We start from the raw sequence: 15,327 nt of genomic DNA, 5'->3' as shown, positions 1-15,327 counted from the left end.
GGGGGCGCCCCGCCGGAGGCGCCCCCATGGTCAGCCGAGCGCCGCGACCTTGTCGCGGTACCCACGTACGGGCGCCGCGTCCCGATACGGCTCCAGACGCCGCTCGAAGTCGCGCACGTACTCCACCGCCCGCACCGAGCGCATCTCGCCCGCCGCCTGGGCCGCCTCCGCGCCCAGCTGACAGGCCTGCTCCAGCTCGCCGAGGCCGAGGCGCGAGGTGGCGAGGACGACCCGGCAGAAGAGCCGGGAGCGGGCGTACCCGGGGGCCCGCAGTTGGAGGGAGCGCTCGGCGTGCTGGGCGGCCGCGCGGTACTGCTGGAGGTCGCGGTTGCAGTGCGCGAACTCGTCGGCGAGCTGGGCCTCGTCGAAGAAGCGCGCCCAGTACGGGACCTCGTCACCCGGCCGGGCGGCTTCCAGGGCGCGCTCGGCGCGCACCATGGAGGCCGTGCACGCCCTCACCTCGCCGAGTACGCCGTGACCGCGCGCCTCCACGGCGTGCAGCAGGGCCTGCACCACCGGCGGCGCGGAGGAGCCCACGCCTTGCTGGGCGACCCGGGCCAGCTGCACGGCCTCTCGGCCGTGGCCCAGATAGACGGCCTGGCGGCTCATCGTGATCAGGACGTAGGAGCCGTACGCGCGGTCGCCCGCCGCCTGGGACAGGCGCAGGGCCTGCACGAAGTACCGCTGGGCGAGGCCGTGCGCCGCGATGTCGTACGACGTCCAGCCCGCGAGCCGGGTGAGGTCGGCGGCGGCCGCGAACAGGCGGCGCCCGGCCTGTTCGTTGTAGGTGCCGCGGAGCATCGGCTCGGCCTCGTGCTCCAGATAGCGCACGAGGGCCTGGCGGGCGTGGCCGCCGCCGTAGGCGTGGTCGAGCGCGCGGAACAGCTCGCCGACGGAGCGCAGCGCCGCGATGTCGCCGCCGGACACGCGGTGCCCGGGGCCGCGGTCGGTGTCGCGGCGCTGGCGCGGCACCCCGGGGCGCCCCTGCGAGGGCACCCGCGGCGGCTGCGGCGGCTCCCCGCCGCGGGCGACGCGCTCGTCGGCGCGGCCGATGAGCCAGTCCCGGCTCGGCACCACGAGCCCGGCCGGGGTGAAGGCGATCTTGCGCAGCTCGGCGTGGCTGCCGGAGTCCTTGCGCCACAGGCCGCCGACGATGTCGATGGCCTCCTCGGGCGTCGCCGCGAACTCGAGCCCGGCGTAGACGGGCGCGCAGGCGTCGAGCCCGAGGTCCTGCGCGGAAAGGCGGCGGCCGAGGCGGCGGGTGAAGACCTCGGCGATCAGCGCGGGCGTCGTACCGCGCGGCTGCTGGCCACGGAGCCAGCGTGTCACCGATGTTTTGTCGTACCTGAGGTCGAGCCCGTGTTCGAGCCCTAGCTGATCGACGCGACGGGCCAGGCCCGCATTGGAGAATCCGGCTTCCGCGATGAGTGCGGCGAGCTGGCGGTTGGGGGTGCGCTGCGGGGGTCGTTCCGTCATCAGCTGTGCGGTCTCCTGCCCTTTGGGCCTGCCTTGAGCAGCCCATTTGGCCTCGTGAACGGCGTGAATGTAACGGCCTGCACCGCCCCCATCGGGACCTTCAAGCCGCATTCATCCGATCGTGTGAGGATTGGCCGGACGGCTGACGGGAGAACGCCAGTCGTACAGTGGCTGGGGCGCGGTCCGTGCACGGTGAAGGTTTCCGTGTGCGGTGAGGTTCCGGTGCACGGTGAGGTTAGGGAGGCACGCCCCGTGGGCGAGTTGCGATTCATCCGGCTGGGCTTCGGCCCGGACTACGTCGAGTACCAGGAGGCCTGGGACGAGCAGCGCCGCGTGCACGCGGCCCGGTTCGCGGACGAGGGCCCCGACACCTGCCTGCTGCTCGAGCACCCGCCGGTGTACACGGCGGGCCGCCGCACGGCCGACAACGAGCGCCCGCTGGACGGCACGCCCGTCGTGGACGTGGACCGCGGCGGCAAGATCACCTGGCACGGCCCGGGGCAGCTCGTCGGCTATCCGATCCAGAAACTGCCCCGTCCGGTGGACGTCGTAGCACATGTACGGCGCCTGGAAGAGGCACTTATCCGAACGTGTGCGGAGTTCGGGCTGGCCACCACGCGGGTCGAGGGCCGCAGCGGCGTCTGGGTCCTCGGCGACCCGGTGGAGCGGCGCGCGGCCCTCGGCGGGCTCAGCCTGGACTTCGACCCGCGCCTGACGGACGACGAGTTCGACCCCCGCCTCAACGGCCCGGAGTACGCGCCCTCCAACGCGGGCCAGCGCCGCGAGGACCGCAAGGTCGCCGCGATCGGCATCCGCGTCGCCAAGGGCGTCACGATGCACGGCTTCGCGCTGAACGTGAACCCGGACAACACCTGGTTCGACAAGATCGTCCCGTGCGGCATCCGCGACGCGGGGGTGACGTCGATCGCCAACGAGCTGGGCCGCGACGTCACGATCGCCGACGTCCTGCCGGTGGTGGAGAAGCACCTCAAGGACATCCTGGAGAACGCGGACCTGAAGCCGCGGGTCATCGAGCGGCAGCCCGCGGAGGCCTCCGGGCACGCCGCCGCGGGACCGGCCGCCGAGCGGGTCCCCGAGACCGCCGCCTCCTAGCCGCCGCGCGGCCGGGGGCGCGTACGGGAATGCACCCCCTTGGCCAGAGGTTGGCCGGGAGTAAGCCCCATGAGATGACGGGCGTACCCTGGGGAGCGCCGATGAATCGAAGTTACGCCAGCTAGCAGGGAGCCGATGTGTCCGCAGTCGCACCCGACGGACGCAAGATGCTGCGCCTGGAGGTCCGGAACGCCCAGACCCCCATCGAGCGCAAGCCCGAGTGGATCAAGACCCGGGCGAAGATGGGCCCCGAGTACAACGCCCTCCAGAAGCTCGTGAAGAGCGAGGGCCTGCACACGGTCTGCCAGGAAGCGGGCTGTCCCAACATCTACGAGTGCTGGGAGGACCGCGAGGCGACGTTCCTCATCGGCGGTGACCAGTGCACGCGGCGCTGCGACTTCTGCCAGATCGACACCGGCAAGCCGCAGGCCCTCGACCGCGACGAGCCCCGTCGCGTCGGCGAGTCCGTCGTCACGATGGACCTGAACTACGCCACGATCACCGGCGTCGCCCGCGACGACCTGGAGGACGGCGGCGCCTGGCTGTACGCGGAGACGGTCCGCCAGATCCACGCGATGACGGCGGAGCGCGAGAGCGGCCACACCAAGGTCGAGCTCCTGATCCCCGACTTCAACGCGGAGCCGGACCAGCTCGCCGAGGTCTTCTCCGCCCGCCCCGAGGTGCTCGCCCACAACGTGGAGACGGTGCCGCGCATCTTCAAGCGCATCCGCCCCGGCTTCCGCTACGAGCGCTCCCTGAAGGTCATCACCGAGGCCCGCGCGGCGGGCCTGGTCACCAAGTCGAACCTGATCCTCGGCATGGGCGAGACCCGCGAGGAGGTCAGCGAGGCGCTCCAGCAGCTGCACGACGCGGGCTGCGAGCTCATCACGATCACCCAGTACCTGCGCCCGTCGGTGCGCCACCACCCGGTGGAGCGCTGGGTGAAGCCGCACGAGTTCGTCGAGCTCAAGGAGGAGGCCGAGGAGATCGGCTTCTCCGGCGTCATGTCGGGCCCGCTGGTCCGCTCCTCGTACCGCGCGGGGCGGCTCTACCAGATGGCGATCGAGCGCCGCGGCGCGTACGTGGCCTCGCAGGCGGTCTGACGTACGAACGGGTGCCCGGCAACCGGTCCGGGCAGGGCGGGTGCCCGGCAACCGGTCCGGGCAGGGCGCGTGCCCGGCAAACCGGTCTGGGCAGGGCGCGTGTGAATCCGCGCACAAGCAGCTACCACTCGGTAGTGGCCGAGTTTTCACGGCCCATACGGTCTGTGCAGGTAGGGGCGACCGTATGGGCCGCGTCAGCGTTCGGGCCCTTCGCGTCAAGGCTTCATCGGTGTTTGACCGCTCGGTCACGCCCTGGTAACACCAATCAGTGACGCTGGAACTACCGCACGTAGGGCCTTACCCAGAGGCCTGGCGGCAGTACCGGTCACTGGCCCCCACCGCACGACGCAGTGCCAGCGAGAGCCACTCGTAGCGTTCCCCCGTTCACCATCGCTTCTCGGATCTCGGAGGGCATCACCATGCAGGCCGCGCCCGTACGCGCCACCGCCATTCCGTCCGTCACCGACGCGCTGCGCGCCGTCGAGTCCCTGCTCCTGCGCGGTGGCCAGCGCACCGCCCGCCGCAACGCCTGGACCTCGGTGCTCGAGGACCGGCGCCGCGCGAAGGACCGGGTCGAGGCCCAGCGCGTACTGGAAGAGGCGGGACCAACCCGCACGTCGTAGGAGCCCGCCGGGACACGTAGACTTCACGGCATGGCGAGGAAGGAAACCACCGCGGCGGACGCCGCGGCGAACCCGGGGCGACTCAAGCAGATCGCCCTCACGTACAAGATGACCCGACGGACCGACTCCAAGATCGGTCTCGTCATCGCAGCTGTGGGAATCGTCACCTTCGGTGTCTTCCTCGCGATCGGCCTCTGGATCGACCACCCCGTCTATCTCGGCATCCTGGGCTTCGTGCTCGCCTTCCTCGCGATGGCGATCGTCTTCGGGCGCCGCGCCGAGCGGGCGGCCTTCGGCCAGATGGAAGGCCAGCCCGGCGCGGCGGCCGCGGTGCTCGACAAGATCGGCCGCGGCTGGACGACGACCCCCGCGGTCGCGATGAACCGCAGCCAGGACGTGGTGCACCGGACCGTCGGCAAGGCGGGCATCGTCCTCGTCGCCGAGGGCAACCCGAACCGCGTGAAGCCGCTGCTGGCCGCCGAGAAGAAGAAGATGGCCCGCATCGTCGCGGACGTCCCCGTGCACGACGTCATCGTCGGCACGGGCGAGGGCCAGGTCGAGCTGAAGAAGCTGCGCACGACGCTCCTGAAGCTCCCCCGCGTCCTCCAGGGCCCCCAGGTGACGGCCACCAACGACCGGCTGAAGGCGATGGGGGACCTCATGAGCAACATGCCCCTGCCGAAGGGGCCGATGCCCAAGAACGTGCGCATGCCGCGCGGTCCGAAGGCGCGCTAGCGCGTCGTACGCGTATACGCCGATGGGGCGGCCAGAACCCTCTGGTTCCGGCCGCCCCATCGGCGTCTGTCTATGTCTGTGCGTCCGCTCCGCGTACGGGAACGTACGGGTACGGGAACGTACGGGAACTAGCCGCGGACCTGCACCGCGCGGGCCAGGCGGTCGTGGAGGCCGCGGCCGTCGCGGTCCCAGATGATGGCGGGGATGCCGAGGCACAGCAGCACGCTGCGCACCAGGACGCGGCCGGGGCCGAGGCGGCCGCCGTCCTCGGCGATGACGCGCAGGCCGAACAGGCGCTTGCCCGGCGTGCAGCCGACCGTGCCGACGGTCAGCACGCTCATGACGAAGAGCAGGCCGAGCGCCCAGTTGCCCGCTGCCTGCGCGTTGTCCCGGGCGAACAGGCCGTATGCGATCACCATGACCAGGGCCCAGTCCACGGCGATCGCCCCGAGCCTGCGCCCGGGCCGGGCGATGGAACCCGGGCCCTCCTCGGGCAGGCCGAGCCGCTCTCCCCGGTATCCGAAGTCGACGCCCGCGTCCTCCGCCGCCGCGCGGGGGCCGGAGAGCCACGATCCGATTGCTTGCCTGTTGTCCACCCGTCCACGGTACTGCGCCCCCTCCCGTACGGGGCCCGGCGGGGTCCGGGTAGGAGGGGGGCGACGGGCCCCGGCACCCCCGCCCGGTTAACTTCGGCGAAACAAACGGGTCACGCTTGAGAAATGCCCCCTCCCTATGGTCGGGTCCAGCGTGTGCCACCGCACTGGCCGCACGACCGAGCTGCAACCCCGCTCCTCCTGGGCGGGAGTAGGAGGAGCTGGATGTTCCAGAACGCCGACGACGCCAAGAAGTTCCTCGCGGACGAGGACGTGAAGTTCGTAGACGTCCGCTTCTGCGACCTGCCGGGTGTGATGCAGCACTTCACGGTGCCGGCGGAGGCGTTCGACCCCGACGAGGAGCTGGCCTTCGACGGCTCGTCCATCCGCGGCTTCCAGGCCATCCACGAGTCCGACATGGCGCTGCGCGCCGACCTGTCGACAGCCCGCGTGGACCCCTTCCGCCGTGACAAGACACTCAACGTCAACTTCTTCATCCACGACCCGATCACCGGCGAGCAGTACTCCCGCGACCCGCGCAACGTCGCCAAGAAGGCCGAGGCCTACCTCGCCTCCACCGGCATCGCGGACACCGCGTACTTCGGCCCCGAGGCCGAGTTCTACGTCTTCGACTCGGTCCGCTTCGAGACCTCCGCCAACCGCTCGATCTACGAGATCGACTCCGAGGCGGGCGCCTGGAACACCGGCGCGATCGAGAACAACCGCGGCTACAAGGTCCGCTACAAGGGCGGCTACTTCCCGGCTCCCCCGGTCGACCACTTCGCCGACCTGCGCGCGGAGATCTCCCTGGAGCTGGACAAGCAGGGCCTGAAGGTCGAGCGCCAGCACCACGAGGTGGGCACGGCGGGCCAGGCCGAGATCAACTACAAGTTCAACACGCTGCTCGCCGCGGCCGACGACCTGATGCTCTTCAAGTACATCGTGAAGAACGTCGCCTGGCGCAACGGCAAGACCGCGACCTTCATGCCGAAGCCGATCTTCGGTGACAACGGCTCGGGCATGCACGTCCACCAGTCCCTGTGGTCCGGCGGCGAGCCCCTCTTCTACGACGAGCAGGGCTACGCGGGCCTCTCGGACACCGCCCGCTACTACATCGGCGGCATCCTCAAGCACGCCCCGTCGCTGCTCGCCTTCACGAACCCCACCGTCAACTCCTACCACCGCCTGGTCCCCGGCTTCGAGGCCCCGGTCAACCTGGTCTACTCGCAGCGCAACCGCTCCGCCGCGATGCGCATCCCGATCACGGGCTCCAACCCGAAGGCCAAGCGCGTCGAGTTCCGCGCCCCCGACCCCTCCTCGAACCCCTACCTCGCCTTCTCGGCCCTCCTCCTCGCGGGCCTCGACGGCGTCAAGAACAAGATCGAGCCGGCCGAGCCGATCGACAAGGACCTCTACGAACTCGCCCCCGAGGAGCACGCGGGCGTCCCCCAGGTCCCCACCTCCCTCCCCGCGGTCCTCGACGCCCTGGAGGCGGACAACGAGTACCTCCAGGCCGGCGGCGTCTTCACCTCCGACCTGATCGAGACCTGGATCGACTACAAGCGCACGAACGAAATCGCCCCGATCCAGCTGCGCCCGCACCCGCACGAGTTTGAGCTTTACTTCGACATCTAGAAAGGTGGGCAAATCGGTAAATTCGCCACCTGTGGCGATCGCCGCCGAATTTGCCCGCTGACCTGGGGAAACTCCCTCCGGAGACTTCCCGTGGCTTCCGGTAGCTTCCGACCTCTTGTGCAACCGATGTGCAAGATGATCAAGGAAAGCTGACGGCGAGTCAGGTAGATTTTCATACGACCAAGACCCCGCCACTCTTCACGGAGGGTGACGGGGTCTTGGCTATTTGCCCGTATTTACGCAGGCCAGAGCTTTGGCAGTCTTTCGGCGCCCTCGTTTCCCGTCACCCAATGTGGTGCTACGGTTCCGTTCGCGGTCGCACTGCGCACCTCTGCGAGGGAGCCGCTGTGCAGCCGTGCGACGCCTCGGCGTCGGAGAACCATGCCCATGGCCGCTGAAACGCCAAGAAGGCCCGAGCATCCAGGGACGGGTGGAGCCGTCCCATTCCAAGAAGCTCGGACCTTCTAGCGGCGAAGCGACCTTCGCCCTGCGTCTTTCGCCCTTGCCGGGGCTAGAGACGCTTTTCACGGAGTAAGCCGTGAACGCGCTTAGTTTGCCATGCCCAGATGCGGCATGGCCACCCGACAACTCCCTACGTGGGGGCGAATCGCTCACGTCGGCTACCGTCGTCGAGCCCTTCCAGACCTTGATGCCGCTGGCATGGCTGGCCGCCCTTCCCGGCGATGCCGTCCGCGTCGCGAGCCTGATCACTGACCTCGGCCACAGGGGTCAGGGCGCCTACGCCTCTGACCGATGGATCGGTGACGTTCTCGGCCTTCACCGTGTCACGGTCAACGGCTACATGCGTGAGCTGGAGCGACTGGAGGACGGCCGCGCGATGACCGTGCAGCGCACCCACCGCGCCACCGTCACTCGCAGGCTCCGGCCGCTGCGCCGCGTCGAGCATGGCGCCCCGCTGGAACGCTTCTTCCGCGTCTCCACCTACGCCCGCAACGCCCTGCGGGGCAACCGGTTCAAGGTCTACGCCTACGCCTCGTACTGCACCGACACCGGCACCGAATTCCGCAACGCACAGGCCGGCCAGCACTGCGGCATCACCGGCAAGGACACCGTGCGCCTCATTGTGCGCGGCCTGGTCGCCGACGGCTGGCTGACCCAGACCCAGGAGGGCGGCGGTCGGCTGGGTGCACGGTACGACGTGCACCCAGCTCCGGTGCCCCTCCCCGATCCGGCTGCACCCCCCGCCCCCGAAGTAGCTACAGACCCCCGCCCCGATCCGACTGCACAGAACACGACTCTGGGAACACCACTCTCGGAACAGGCGCGCGAGGTCCCTTGTGGTTCCGCCCGTAGGGCGTCCTCCGTAGTAGCGCGAGGCCCTGTGGAAAACCCTGCCGCCGAGACGTTTCCACTGGCAGCAACCGAGCGCGAAGCGGCTTCGCCGGAACCGCCCAACTCCCCCACTGGCCTGACGATTTCGGGCGCCGCGCACCGCGTGCTGCGGCTGCTGCCCATCGCCGAGGCCCTGAGCCCCTGGCAGCGCTGGAAGTCCGGCGAGGCCATCGACCGGGCAGTGTCCGAGGTCGGCAGCGACGTCGAGCGCATCACCGCGCGGATCAGCCGCCACCTGGCTGAGGAGCGGAGGGTGGCCGACCCCTTCGGCTGGATCACGCGCCGGGGTCTGCGCAACTCCCCCTGCCCCGAGGCCGCATGCGAGGACGGCATGATCTGGCCGACTGGTGAAACCTGCCGTATCTGCGTCGAGCGCTGGGCCGACCGACGTGGGACCCCTGTTGCCTTCCGGCCCTCGACACCGGTCTTCAAGATCACGTGGGCGTGTGTGGACTGCGAGCGCCCCCGCCAGGGCGAGCGTCCGGCCGATGGCGTCTGCCGTGACTGCCACGCCGAAGCCAGCCGCGCATTCGCGTCGTTCTTCGACGGCCACGACGGACTCGACACCACCGCGCACCAGGAGAGGAACGCACGCCGGGCCTCGGAGGTCCGTGCGGCGATCTGGAGGAGCGCATGAACAGGCAGGAGAAAGCTCCCGCCGAGGCAGTGGCGAGGGCCGGGATCGGATTCCCAGGAGTCGGCGACCGATGGGGTTCTCAGGGTCGAGCCCAAGGGCGGCCCTCAGTAGGGCCTCCGAGGAGGTGAGGGTGCGAATCCCTCCCCGCCCACGCACCAAACAGAGCGGCCCCGAAACCGGTGACTGCACCACCGGCCGGGGCCTACGCCAGGCCCCCTACCAGACAGGGAGAACGACGCATGCAGACCATAGCGTCCGCGCAGCCCAACCCCGAGCGGAGCGAGCAGGCCGAGGACCTGTTCGCGAAGCTGATCGACTTGCTGACCGACGTCGCCGGGATCGGCGCGGACATCACGATCAAGCTCCACCACCCTGTGCCCACCGTGCTCATGGAGGCCGTCCGAGAGGCGGTCGAAGCCCCCGGCCTGCGCTTCACCGGTCCCCTCGCGGAAGTGATCGGCACCAGCGGCACCGCCACCGTGAGCGTCATCGCAGAGGTCATCTCGTGACCCCTCACCGTCAGCTCGCCGCCGTCCTGCGCGAGCGCCATCAGCTCGACGGCCCTGCCCGCCTCGCCTACCGCACCGAAAAGGAAGACCCCGCATGACCTCGCCCTACTACACCGCATCCGACGGGCGCCGCTGGCAGATCCATTCGGTCAACGCTCTGGCCGCCCTCCTCAAACGCGCCGACGCGGCCGAGCTGCCCGCCATCAACTGGACCGTCGTCGGCCTGATGGAAATCCGGGGCGCCGTGGACAGCCTCCACTCCGACCCCTTGGGGATCTTCCACCTGTGGGCCGAACACCTCGACCTGGAGGTCAAGCCGCCCGTGCGGTCGCTGGACACCTGGCGCCACGCAGCCCTCGGAAAGGCTGGGGACATCCGCATCCACGTGTACGTGGACGTGTACGAGGAGGGCGCGAAGTGACCGCCCGATCCGGAAAGGTCCAGAGGAAAGTCAGGGCGCAAGCCCAGTGGATCGCGGTCGCCGCGTTCACGGTGATGCTGCCCGCCGTCCTGGCCGCGCTGCTCGTGGCGTCCGGCTGGACCGCGTACGTCAACGTGGCCGCCATCCACTCCTACCTCGACAAGCCCAACGCCCTGCCCGGCGTCGCCCTGGCCGTCCCCGTCGCGGTCCAGATCGCCATCCTCGCCGGGGAGGCCACCATGGTCCTCAACGCGATCTTGCGGCGCTGGTGGATTCTCCTGGGCGGCGCCATGATGGCCATCGGCGGGTACGCCGTCGAGATCACCGTTCACCTCCAGCACTCCGAGACCGACACCTGGGCGCTGATCGTCGCGGCCGTCGCCTGCGGCGGGGGCTGGGCTCTGGTCGCCGGACTGATGCACCGGGGTGTGGAAATCGCCAACGAGGACGGCACGGAGGACACCGCCAAGGGCACCTCGAAGACGTCCGCCTGGTGGTCCAGAATCCGCGCCAGGGACACCGCCGAGGACACACCCCAGGGACACCCCGAGGACATCGTCACCGTCCCCGAGACCCCGCCCTCAAGGACACCCTCCCCCGCCTTCGAGGGCATCGTCAGGGACGCCTTCGAGGACACCGAAGGCCATCCGAGGGACAACACCGGGGACACGGCGAAGGACACCCCATCGGCCGTAGCCGAGGACAACGTTGATCTCCACAAGGACACCGGCCGGTACACCTTCGAGGACGCCCCGCAGGGACACCCCGAGGACACGCCAGAGGACAGCGGGGACACCATGGCGACGGCACCTCGGGGCCGCCACTCCAGGCGTTCGAGGGCGCTCACCAAGGACACCGCGAAGGACGGCGGTACGTCCCTCGCACACCTCACCGACGAGCAACTGACGGCCCGAGTCCACGCCCTCACCGGACCGCTGAGCGTCCGCCGCATCAGCCGCGAATTCAAGATCGGCAAGGACAGGGCCGGGAGCGTCCTCAAGGCCGCCAAGTTCGCGGCGGAGGACACCGCCAAGGACGACGGCGAGGACGAAGCCGCGTCCGCCTGACCCGGCATCACATGGTCGTCCTCGGCCCGGAAGCCCGCGCCCCGTTCGGGGAGATGCGCACCGGTTCGAGGACGGCCACGGGCCGCCGACCCCACCTACGGCATCCACTCCAGCCGCCCCGAGTTCTTCTGGGCCTCGGTCGAGCGGAACGCCTGTCAGCACATCACCGAAGCCGAGCGCGCCGAGCTGCGCGCCGAACGCGTCCCCGGCCGCCTGATATCGAAGGAGACGAACCGATGACCCACCACCGACTCCCCACCGCCGCCAGCACTCCACAGGGGCCTTCCCCGGTACAGGTCCGTCTCATGGGCGGCGACCAGGCCGTCAGGCGTCTGGTTGAAGCCATGCAGCGCTCGGGAAGCTGCGGACCCGCCGACTACCGCCCCATGCGCAACAGCACCGGCACCCGCGCCTACCTCACCGTCGTAGTCCCCGAGGAGTAGCCCCACACGCCGTGCCCCCCGCTGGATCTCCCCGGCGGGGGCCCGCTCGCGAGATCCTTCTTATCTGGTCTATGCCAGCAGGTAGAGTGCTCGGCTGTCCTCCTCCTCCTCATCTCGCCGGAGCCTCATGTCCGCCTCGTCTCCCTACCCGCCCCCGCCCCCGCCCTACAGCCCTCAGCCGCCCACCCCGGCCCGGCGGTGGTGGAAACACCCAGCCCTGATCATCGTGCTGCTGGTCTTCCTGCCCCCGGTCGGCATCGTGCTCGCGTGGCTGGGCCCCTGGAAGCCGAAGACGAAGATCATCGCCTCGGTGCTGGCGCTCGTATGGTTCCTGTTCATCCTTTTCCAGGACCCGCCCGAGGAGAAGAAGGCGGCTGCTGACCCGAAGCCAGCCGCGACGGCAACCGCCACGCCCTCCGCGACGACGGCTGAGCCCACGCCGACGCCGAGCGACGCGCCTATGCCGAACGTTGTGACGCAGACGTACGCGCAGGCGTCAAAGCGGATCGGCAAGCTGATCGACGGCGACGTCCGCGCGGACAGCGCCTACACGGACGTCGAGCTGCCCAAGGACTATGACGACTGGATCGTCTGCTTCCAGGGGCCGACGGCGGGCGCGACGCTCGTACGCGAGTACGCCGACCCTGTCCTCTCCCTGGTGGCGCCGGGCACCAAGTGCCCGAAGCGCGAGGGCACCGAACTGCACCCGGAGCCCACGCACGAGCCCGAGCCGGACAACGGATCGACCGGCGGCAGCACCACTGGCGGCTCCGACTCCTCCGACGACAGCAGTTCGAGCAGCGGCTCTTCTTCCGGCGGATCGAGCACCGGGGGCGTCGGGACCGTCACGCCCGGCGCGTTCTGCTCGACGCCCGGGACGACCGGTGTGGGCAGCAACGGAAACCTCTATACCTGCAAAGGCCCGGGACAAGAACGCTGGCGACGCTGACCACGTGAAGAGCTGAAGCCCCCGCCCCGGAGTATCCGGCCCGGCGGGGGCTTTCTACTCGGCCCGCTCGGTACGACATAAGATCCTCAAGCCTCAACTCCCTGCCGCTGCCCTGGAGTCCTCACGATGCCTGGCGCATTACCCGGCCCTACTCCGCCCCTACCGAGCGAACCTCCCACAACGCCGCCACCCAACGGCTCCAGTTCGCCTCGTCGGGCATGGCCTTCTGTCCTCATAGGGCTGGTTTCCGTTGGCATGGGCCTAATTGTGGGCTGGGCCATCACGGGCAGCGACGGCACCCCCGAGCCACGCAAGACTCCCTGCGGAGTGACAGGGGCCATGTGCCCAGTGGAAGACGACGCGGACGACGCAGCGGATCAAGAGCAGGTAGATGAACCTGCCCAGCCGCCACGCCAGTCCCAGCCCCGCGTGCGTCAGGTGTGCGAAATGGTCCAAGTTCCGTACGGCCATGGCTACAGCAACGCCTACACCTACGAGCAGCAGTGCCGCACAGTGACCGACGGCCCGTAGCCGAGCATCGTCGCACGCCCCTCAGAACGCCCTCGCCCCGGAGCAATCCGGACCCGGCGGGGGCTGTCACCATGGGCCCAGCGTTCACCAGAGCAGCGCCCCGTCGTGCAGATACACAGGCCGTCCATCGTGGAGCGCCCGCACGGCGCACTCCAGCCTGCGGCGCATCCGCACCCCCACCAGCGTCAGCGCCGTCTCCACCGGTACGAACCGGGCCTCGGAGAGTTCGTCATCGTGCGGGTGCAGCTCAGCGGGTGCGTCGATCGTGCCGCCATCGAAGATGAACGCGATCTGGTCGTCCCACGGCCCGTGGGGGGCGACCCAGTCAACGACCAGCAGTCCGCACGGGACGATGTGCAAGCCCAGTTCCTCGCGCAGTTCCCGGGGCACCGTCTCCTCCGGCGGCTCGTTGTCCTCCGCCATGCCGCCCGGAAGGTCCCAGCCAGGTTTGTACGTCGGATTCACGAGTAGCACCCGCCCGGCCGTGTCCCGCAGCAGTACATCGGCCGCGACCCTTTTCCGGGCCTGTTTGGCGTTGCCCTCGGCAAGGTAGGCGTTCCAGGCGTCGGGGTCTTCGGGCGTGGGCCTCATGCGCGGGTGCCTCCCCTGGGGGTGATGATGTCCGCGAGCAGTAGCATTCTGGCCCGGCGCGCTTCGTCGAACCGCGTCAGGTACTCGCGGACCGGCCCGTATCCCTTGTGCGGCTCCAGCAACAGCCGGAGGTCGTCGAGTTGGTGGACGACACGAACGGAGCCCAGGGTGGGGCTGGTGGCAAGGAGTTCGTGCCCGACCGCCACTGCGGCTTCAAGGTCGTGCCGCTGCACGTGGATCGCGGCGAGCGTGATGCGGCTCAGGGCAAGAGAGCGCGCCCGGCCGTCCTCACGCAGCCGAACCCCGTCCTCGGCGTGCCTACATGCCTCGTCGTAGCGCTCCAGGTCCCGCCAGACCAAGGCGGATTCGCTCGCTAACGCGGCAGCGTCGAACGGGCTGAGCCACGGGTGCCCGGAGTCCGCCGAGGCATCGAGAGCGCTGCGAGCCCGGTCGAGTGCACGGGCGGCCGGGGTGTGTTGCCCGGCGGCTGCGAGTGCGCGGGCTTGCATCGCGTCCAGCCGGGCGGCCAGCGCGGGAATCCTCGGACCCCGGCCGGCGAGGTCGAGACCGGTTCGCGCCCACTGCACTGCCTTTGCCGCGTCACCGGTCTGGAGCGCGAGGTGGCTGCTGGAGGCAGCGACATGTGCGGCTAGTGGAAGGTCTCCGGAGGTTTGGGCCAGGGACAGGGACCGGGCGAAGTGCCGTACGGCAAGGTCGTCGTGTCCGGAGTCGTGGGCCATCCACCCAGCCATCTCCGTCAGCGCCGCCGCAGCCGCGAACACCTCTGGTCCGCTGCGGGTGTCGACGAGCCGAAGGGCTACGTGGTCATGGAGGTGGCGTACCACGGCCCCGTAGAGGCGCCCTCCGCCGGTCTGCCGGTCCGCGATGCGGAAGGCGTCCATCGCCGCCAAGTCGTCCCGGTCCGGGGGCGGCTGCGGTCGCGGGGACTGTTCATGAACAGTTGGCTCCCATGGCCGCCGGGCGAGCCCGAGCAAATGCCCGGGGATATGGAAAGCGTCGGCGATCTGCTCGAACAGACTCAGCTTCTCGACCCGGCTCTTGCCGTTCATGTAGTCGTAGAGACGCCCCTGCGTGATGTCGACGGCCGCCGCGATCCGACGAGTACTCACCCCTCGGTGGTTCAGCAGCCGGAACAGCGTGCCCATGTCCCTGTCGCGGCAGGCCGAGAGTAGACGAGCATCGTCGAGCAGTCCCGCGACCACTTCACGCGGATCGTTCACCTGACGGTCCATCCAGTCGCCCTTCTGCTGCGCGCCAGCCCGATGCTATGTGCGGCGACGGTCAGCGACTCCATGTCGGAGTCACCTCTCGGAGTCTCCCCGCATCTGCACCGAGCCGTTTGATTGCTGCACGCCGTCCGGGATTCTGGCTCGGAGCAGATCCGCTCCGCGCCACCTGAGGAACAACACGCCCTGGACGGCCCCTAGACCGGCAGCGGGTCACCGGAGACGGCCAGGCACCGAGGCGCCCCCGTGCCCAGCGGCTCGCTGCCCTCCTAACAGGCAGAGGGATGACCTGGTGACCACC

General features: G+C 69.7%; 15 protein-coding genes. 11 read left to right on the top strand and 4 right to left on the bottom strand.

Annotated features, from left to right (window positions below; translation table 11 throughout):
- Positions 1–30: 30 nt before the first annotated feature.
- Positions 31–1,476, bottom strand: a complete 1,446-nt coding sequence (locus ACIG3E_RS11440; RefSeq protein ID WP_399614205.1) for a regulator — start codon at positions 1,474–1,476, stop codon at positions 31–33.
- 252 nt (positions 1,477–1,728) lie between these two features.
- Here ACIG3E_RS11440 and lipB point away from each other — a divergent pair, with 252 nt between their 5' ends.
- The 4 genes from lipB to ACIG3E_RS11420 all read left to right on the top strand — a co-directional run bounded on the left by lipB (position 1,729) and on the right by ACIG3E_RS11420 (position 5,050).
- The gene (gene lipB / locus ACIG3E_RS11435) at positions 1,729–2,589 is read left to right on the top strand and encodes a lipoyl(octanoyl) transferase LipB (RefSeq protein ID WP_399614202.1); all 861 of its coding nucleotides are present in this window, start codon (positions 1,729–1,731) and stop codon (positions 2,587–2,589) included.
- Between the two features lie 137 nt (positions 2,590–2,726).
- Positions 2,727–3,692, top strand: a complete 966-nt coding sequence (gene lipA / locus ACIG3E_RS11430; protein WP_399614199.1) for a lipoyl synthase — start codon at positions 2,727–2,729, stop codon at positions 3,690–3,692.
- Positions 3,693–4,111: 419 nt separating this feature from the next.
- Positions 4,112–4,315, top strand: a complete 204-nt coding sequence (locus tag ACIG3E_RS11425; RefSeq protein WP_138959333.1) for a hypothetical protein — start codon at positions 4,112–4,114, stop codon at positions 4,313–4,315.
- A 30-nt stretch (positions 4,316–4,345) separates the two neighbouring features.
- Positions 4,346–5,050, top strand: coding sequence for a DUF4191 domain-containing protein (locus ACIG3E_RS11420; protein ID WP_138959334.1), 705 nt, complete (start codon positions 4,346–4,348; stop codon positions 5,048–5,050).
- A gap of 128 nt (positions 5,051–5,178) precedes the next feature.
- Here the strand turns inward: ACIG3E_RS11420 and ACIG3E_RS11415 are convergent, their stop codons facing one another.
- Positions 5,179–5,646: an RDD family protein gene (locus tag ACIG3E_RS11415; protein ID WP_399614196.1), complete on the bottom strand. Its 468-nt coding sequence runs from the start codon at positions 5,644–5,646 to the stop codon at positions 5,179–5,181.
- A 222-nt stretch (positions 5,647–5,868) separates the two neighbouring features.
- Here ACIG3E_RS11415 and glnA point away from each other — a divergent pair, with 222 nt between their 5' ends.
- The 7 genes from glnA to ACIG3E_RS11380 all read left to right on the top strand — a co-directional run bounded on the left by glnA (position 5,869) and on the right by ACIG3E_RS11380 (position 12,657).
- Positions 5,869–7,278 (top strand): type I glutamate--ammonia ligase, encoded by a 1,410-nt coding sequence (glnA, locus tag ACIG3E_RS11410; RefSeq protein ID WP_399614194.1) that lies wholly within the window; start codon positions 5,869–5,871, stop codon positions 7,276–7,278.
- 538 nt (positions 7,279–7,816) lie between these two features.
- Positions 7,817–9,268 carry a hypothetical protein gene (locus ACIG3E_RS11405; protein WP_399614192.1) on the top strand — a complete coding sequence of 484 codons (1,452 nt, stop codon included), beginning with the start codon at positions 7,817–7,819 and terminating at the stop codon, positions 9,266–9,268.
- A 239-nt stretch (positions 9,269–9,507) separates the two neighbouring features.
- A complete protein-coding gene (locus ACIG3E_RS11400) occupies positions 9,508–9,777 on the top strand; it encodes a hypothetical protein (protein WP_399614189.1) in 270 nt (89 codons plus the stop codon).
- Between the two features lie 94 nt (positions 9,778–9,871).
- Positions 9,872–10,198 carry a hypothetical protein gene (locus ACIG3E_RS11395; RefSeq protein WP_399614187.1) on the top strand — a complete coding sequence of 109 codons (327 nt, stop codon included), beginning with the start codon at positions 9,872–9,874 and terminating at the stop codon, positions 10,196–10,198.
- Positions 10,195–11,265 carry a hypothetical protein gene (locus tag ACIG3E_RS11390; protein WP_399614184.1) on the top strand — a complete coding sequence of 357 codons (1,071 nt, stop codon included), beginning with the start codon at positions 10,195–10,197 and terminating at the stop codon, positions 11,263–11,265. The genes ACIG3E_RS11395 and ACIG3E_RS11390 overlap by 4 nt, the downstream gene beginning before the upstream one ends.
- Before the next feature lie 236 nt (positions 11,266–11,501).
- On the top strand, positions 11,502–11,708 hold the full coding sequence (locus ACIG3E_RS11385; RefSeq protein ID WP_399614182.1) for a hypothetical protein: 207 nt from the start codon (positions 11,502–11,504) through the stop codon (positions 11,706–11,708).
- A gap of 226 nt (positions 11,709–11,934) precedes the next feature.
- Complete coding sequence (locus ACIG3E_RS11380; protein ID WP_399614180.1) at positions 11,935–12,657, top strand: hypothetical protein; 723 nt, start codon at positions 11,935–11,937, stop codon at positions 12,655–12,657.
- A gap of 615 nt (positions 12,658–13,272) precedes the next feature.
- On the opposite strand, the gene ACIG3E_RS11375 is transcribed toward ACIG3E_RS11380, so the two are convergent.
- Both ACIG3E_RS11375 and ACIG3E_RS11370 read right to left on the bottom strand, forming a co-directional pair.
- Positions 13,273–13,779, bottom strand: coding sequence for an NUDIX domain-containing protein (locus ACIG3E_RS11375; protein WP_399614178.1), 507 nt, complete (start codon positions 13,777–13,779; stop codon positions 13,273–13,275).
- Positions 13,776–15,032 carry an XRE family transcriptional regulator gene (locus tag ACIG3E_RS11370; RefSeq protein WP_399614175.1) on the bottom strand — a complete coding sequence of 419 codons (1,257 nt, stop codon included), beginning with the start codon at positions 15,030–15,032 and terminating at the stop codon, positions 13,776–13,778. Before ACIG3E_RS11370 ends, ACIG3E_RS11375 begins: the two co-directional genes overlap by 4 nt.
- Positions 15,033–15,327: the final 295 nt, after the last annotated feature.

Source organism: Streptomyces sp. NPDC053474 (genome assembly GCF_044544845.1).
Lineage (GTDB): Bacteria > Actinomycetota > Actinomycetes > Streptomycetales > Streptomycetaceae > Streptomyces.
Note: the sequence above shows the minus strand (reverse complement) of the source record. Positions and strands in the feature narration are given on the sequence as shown.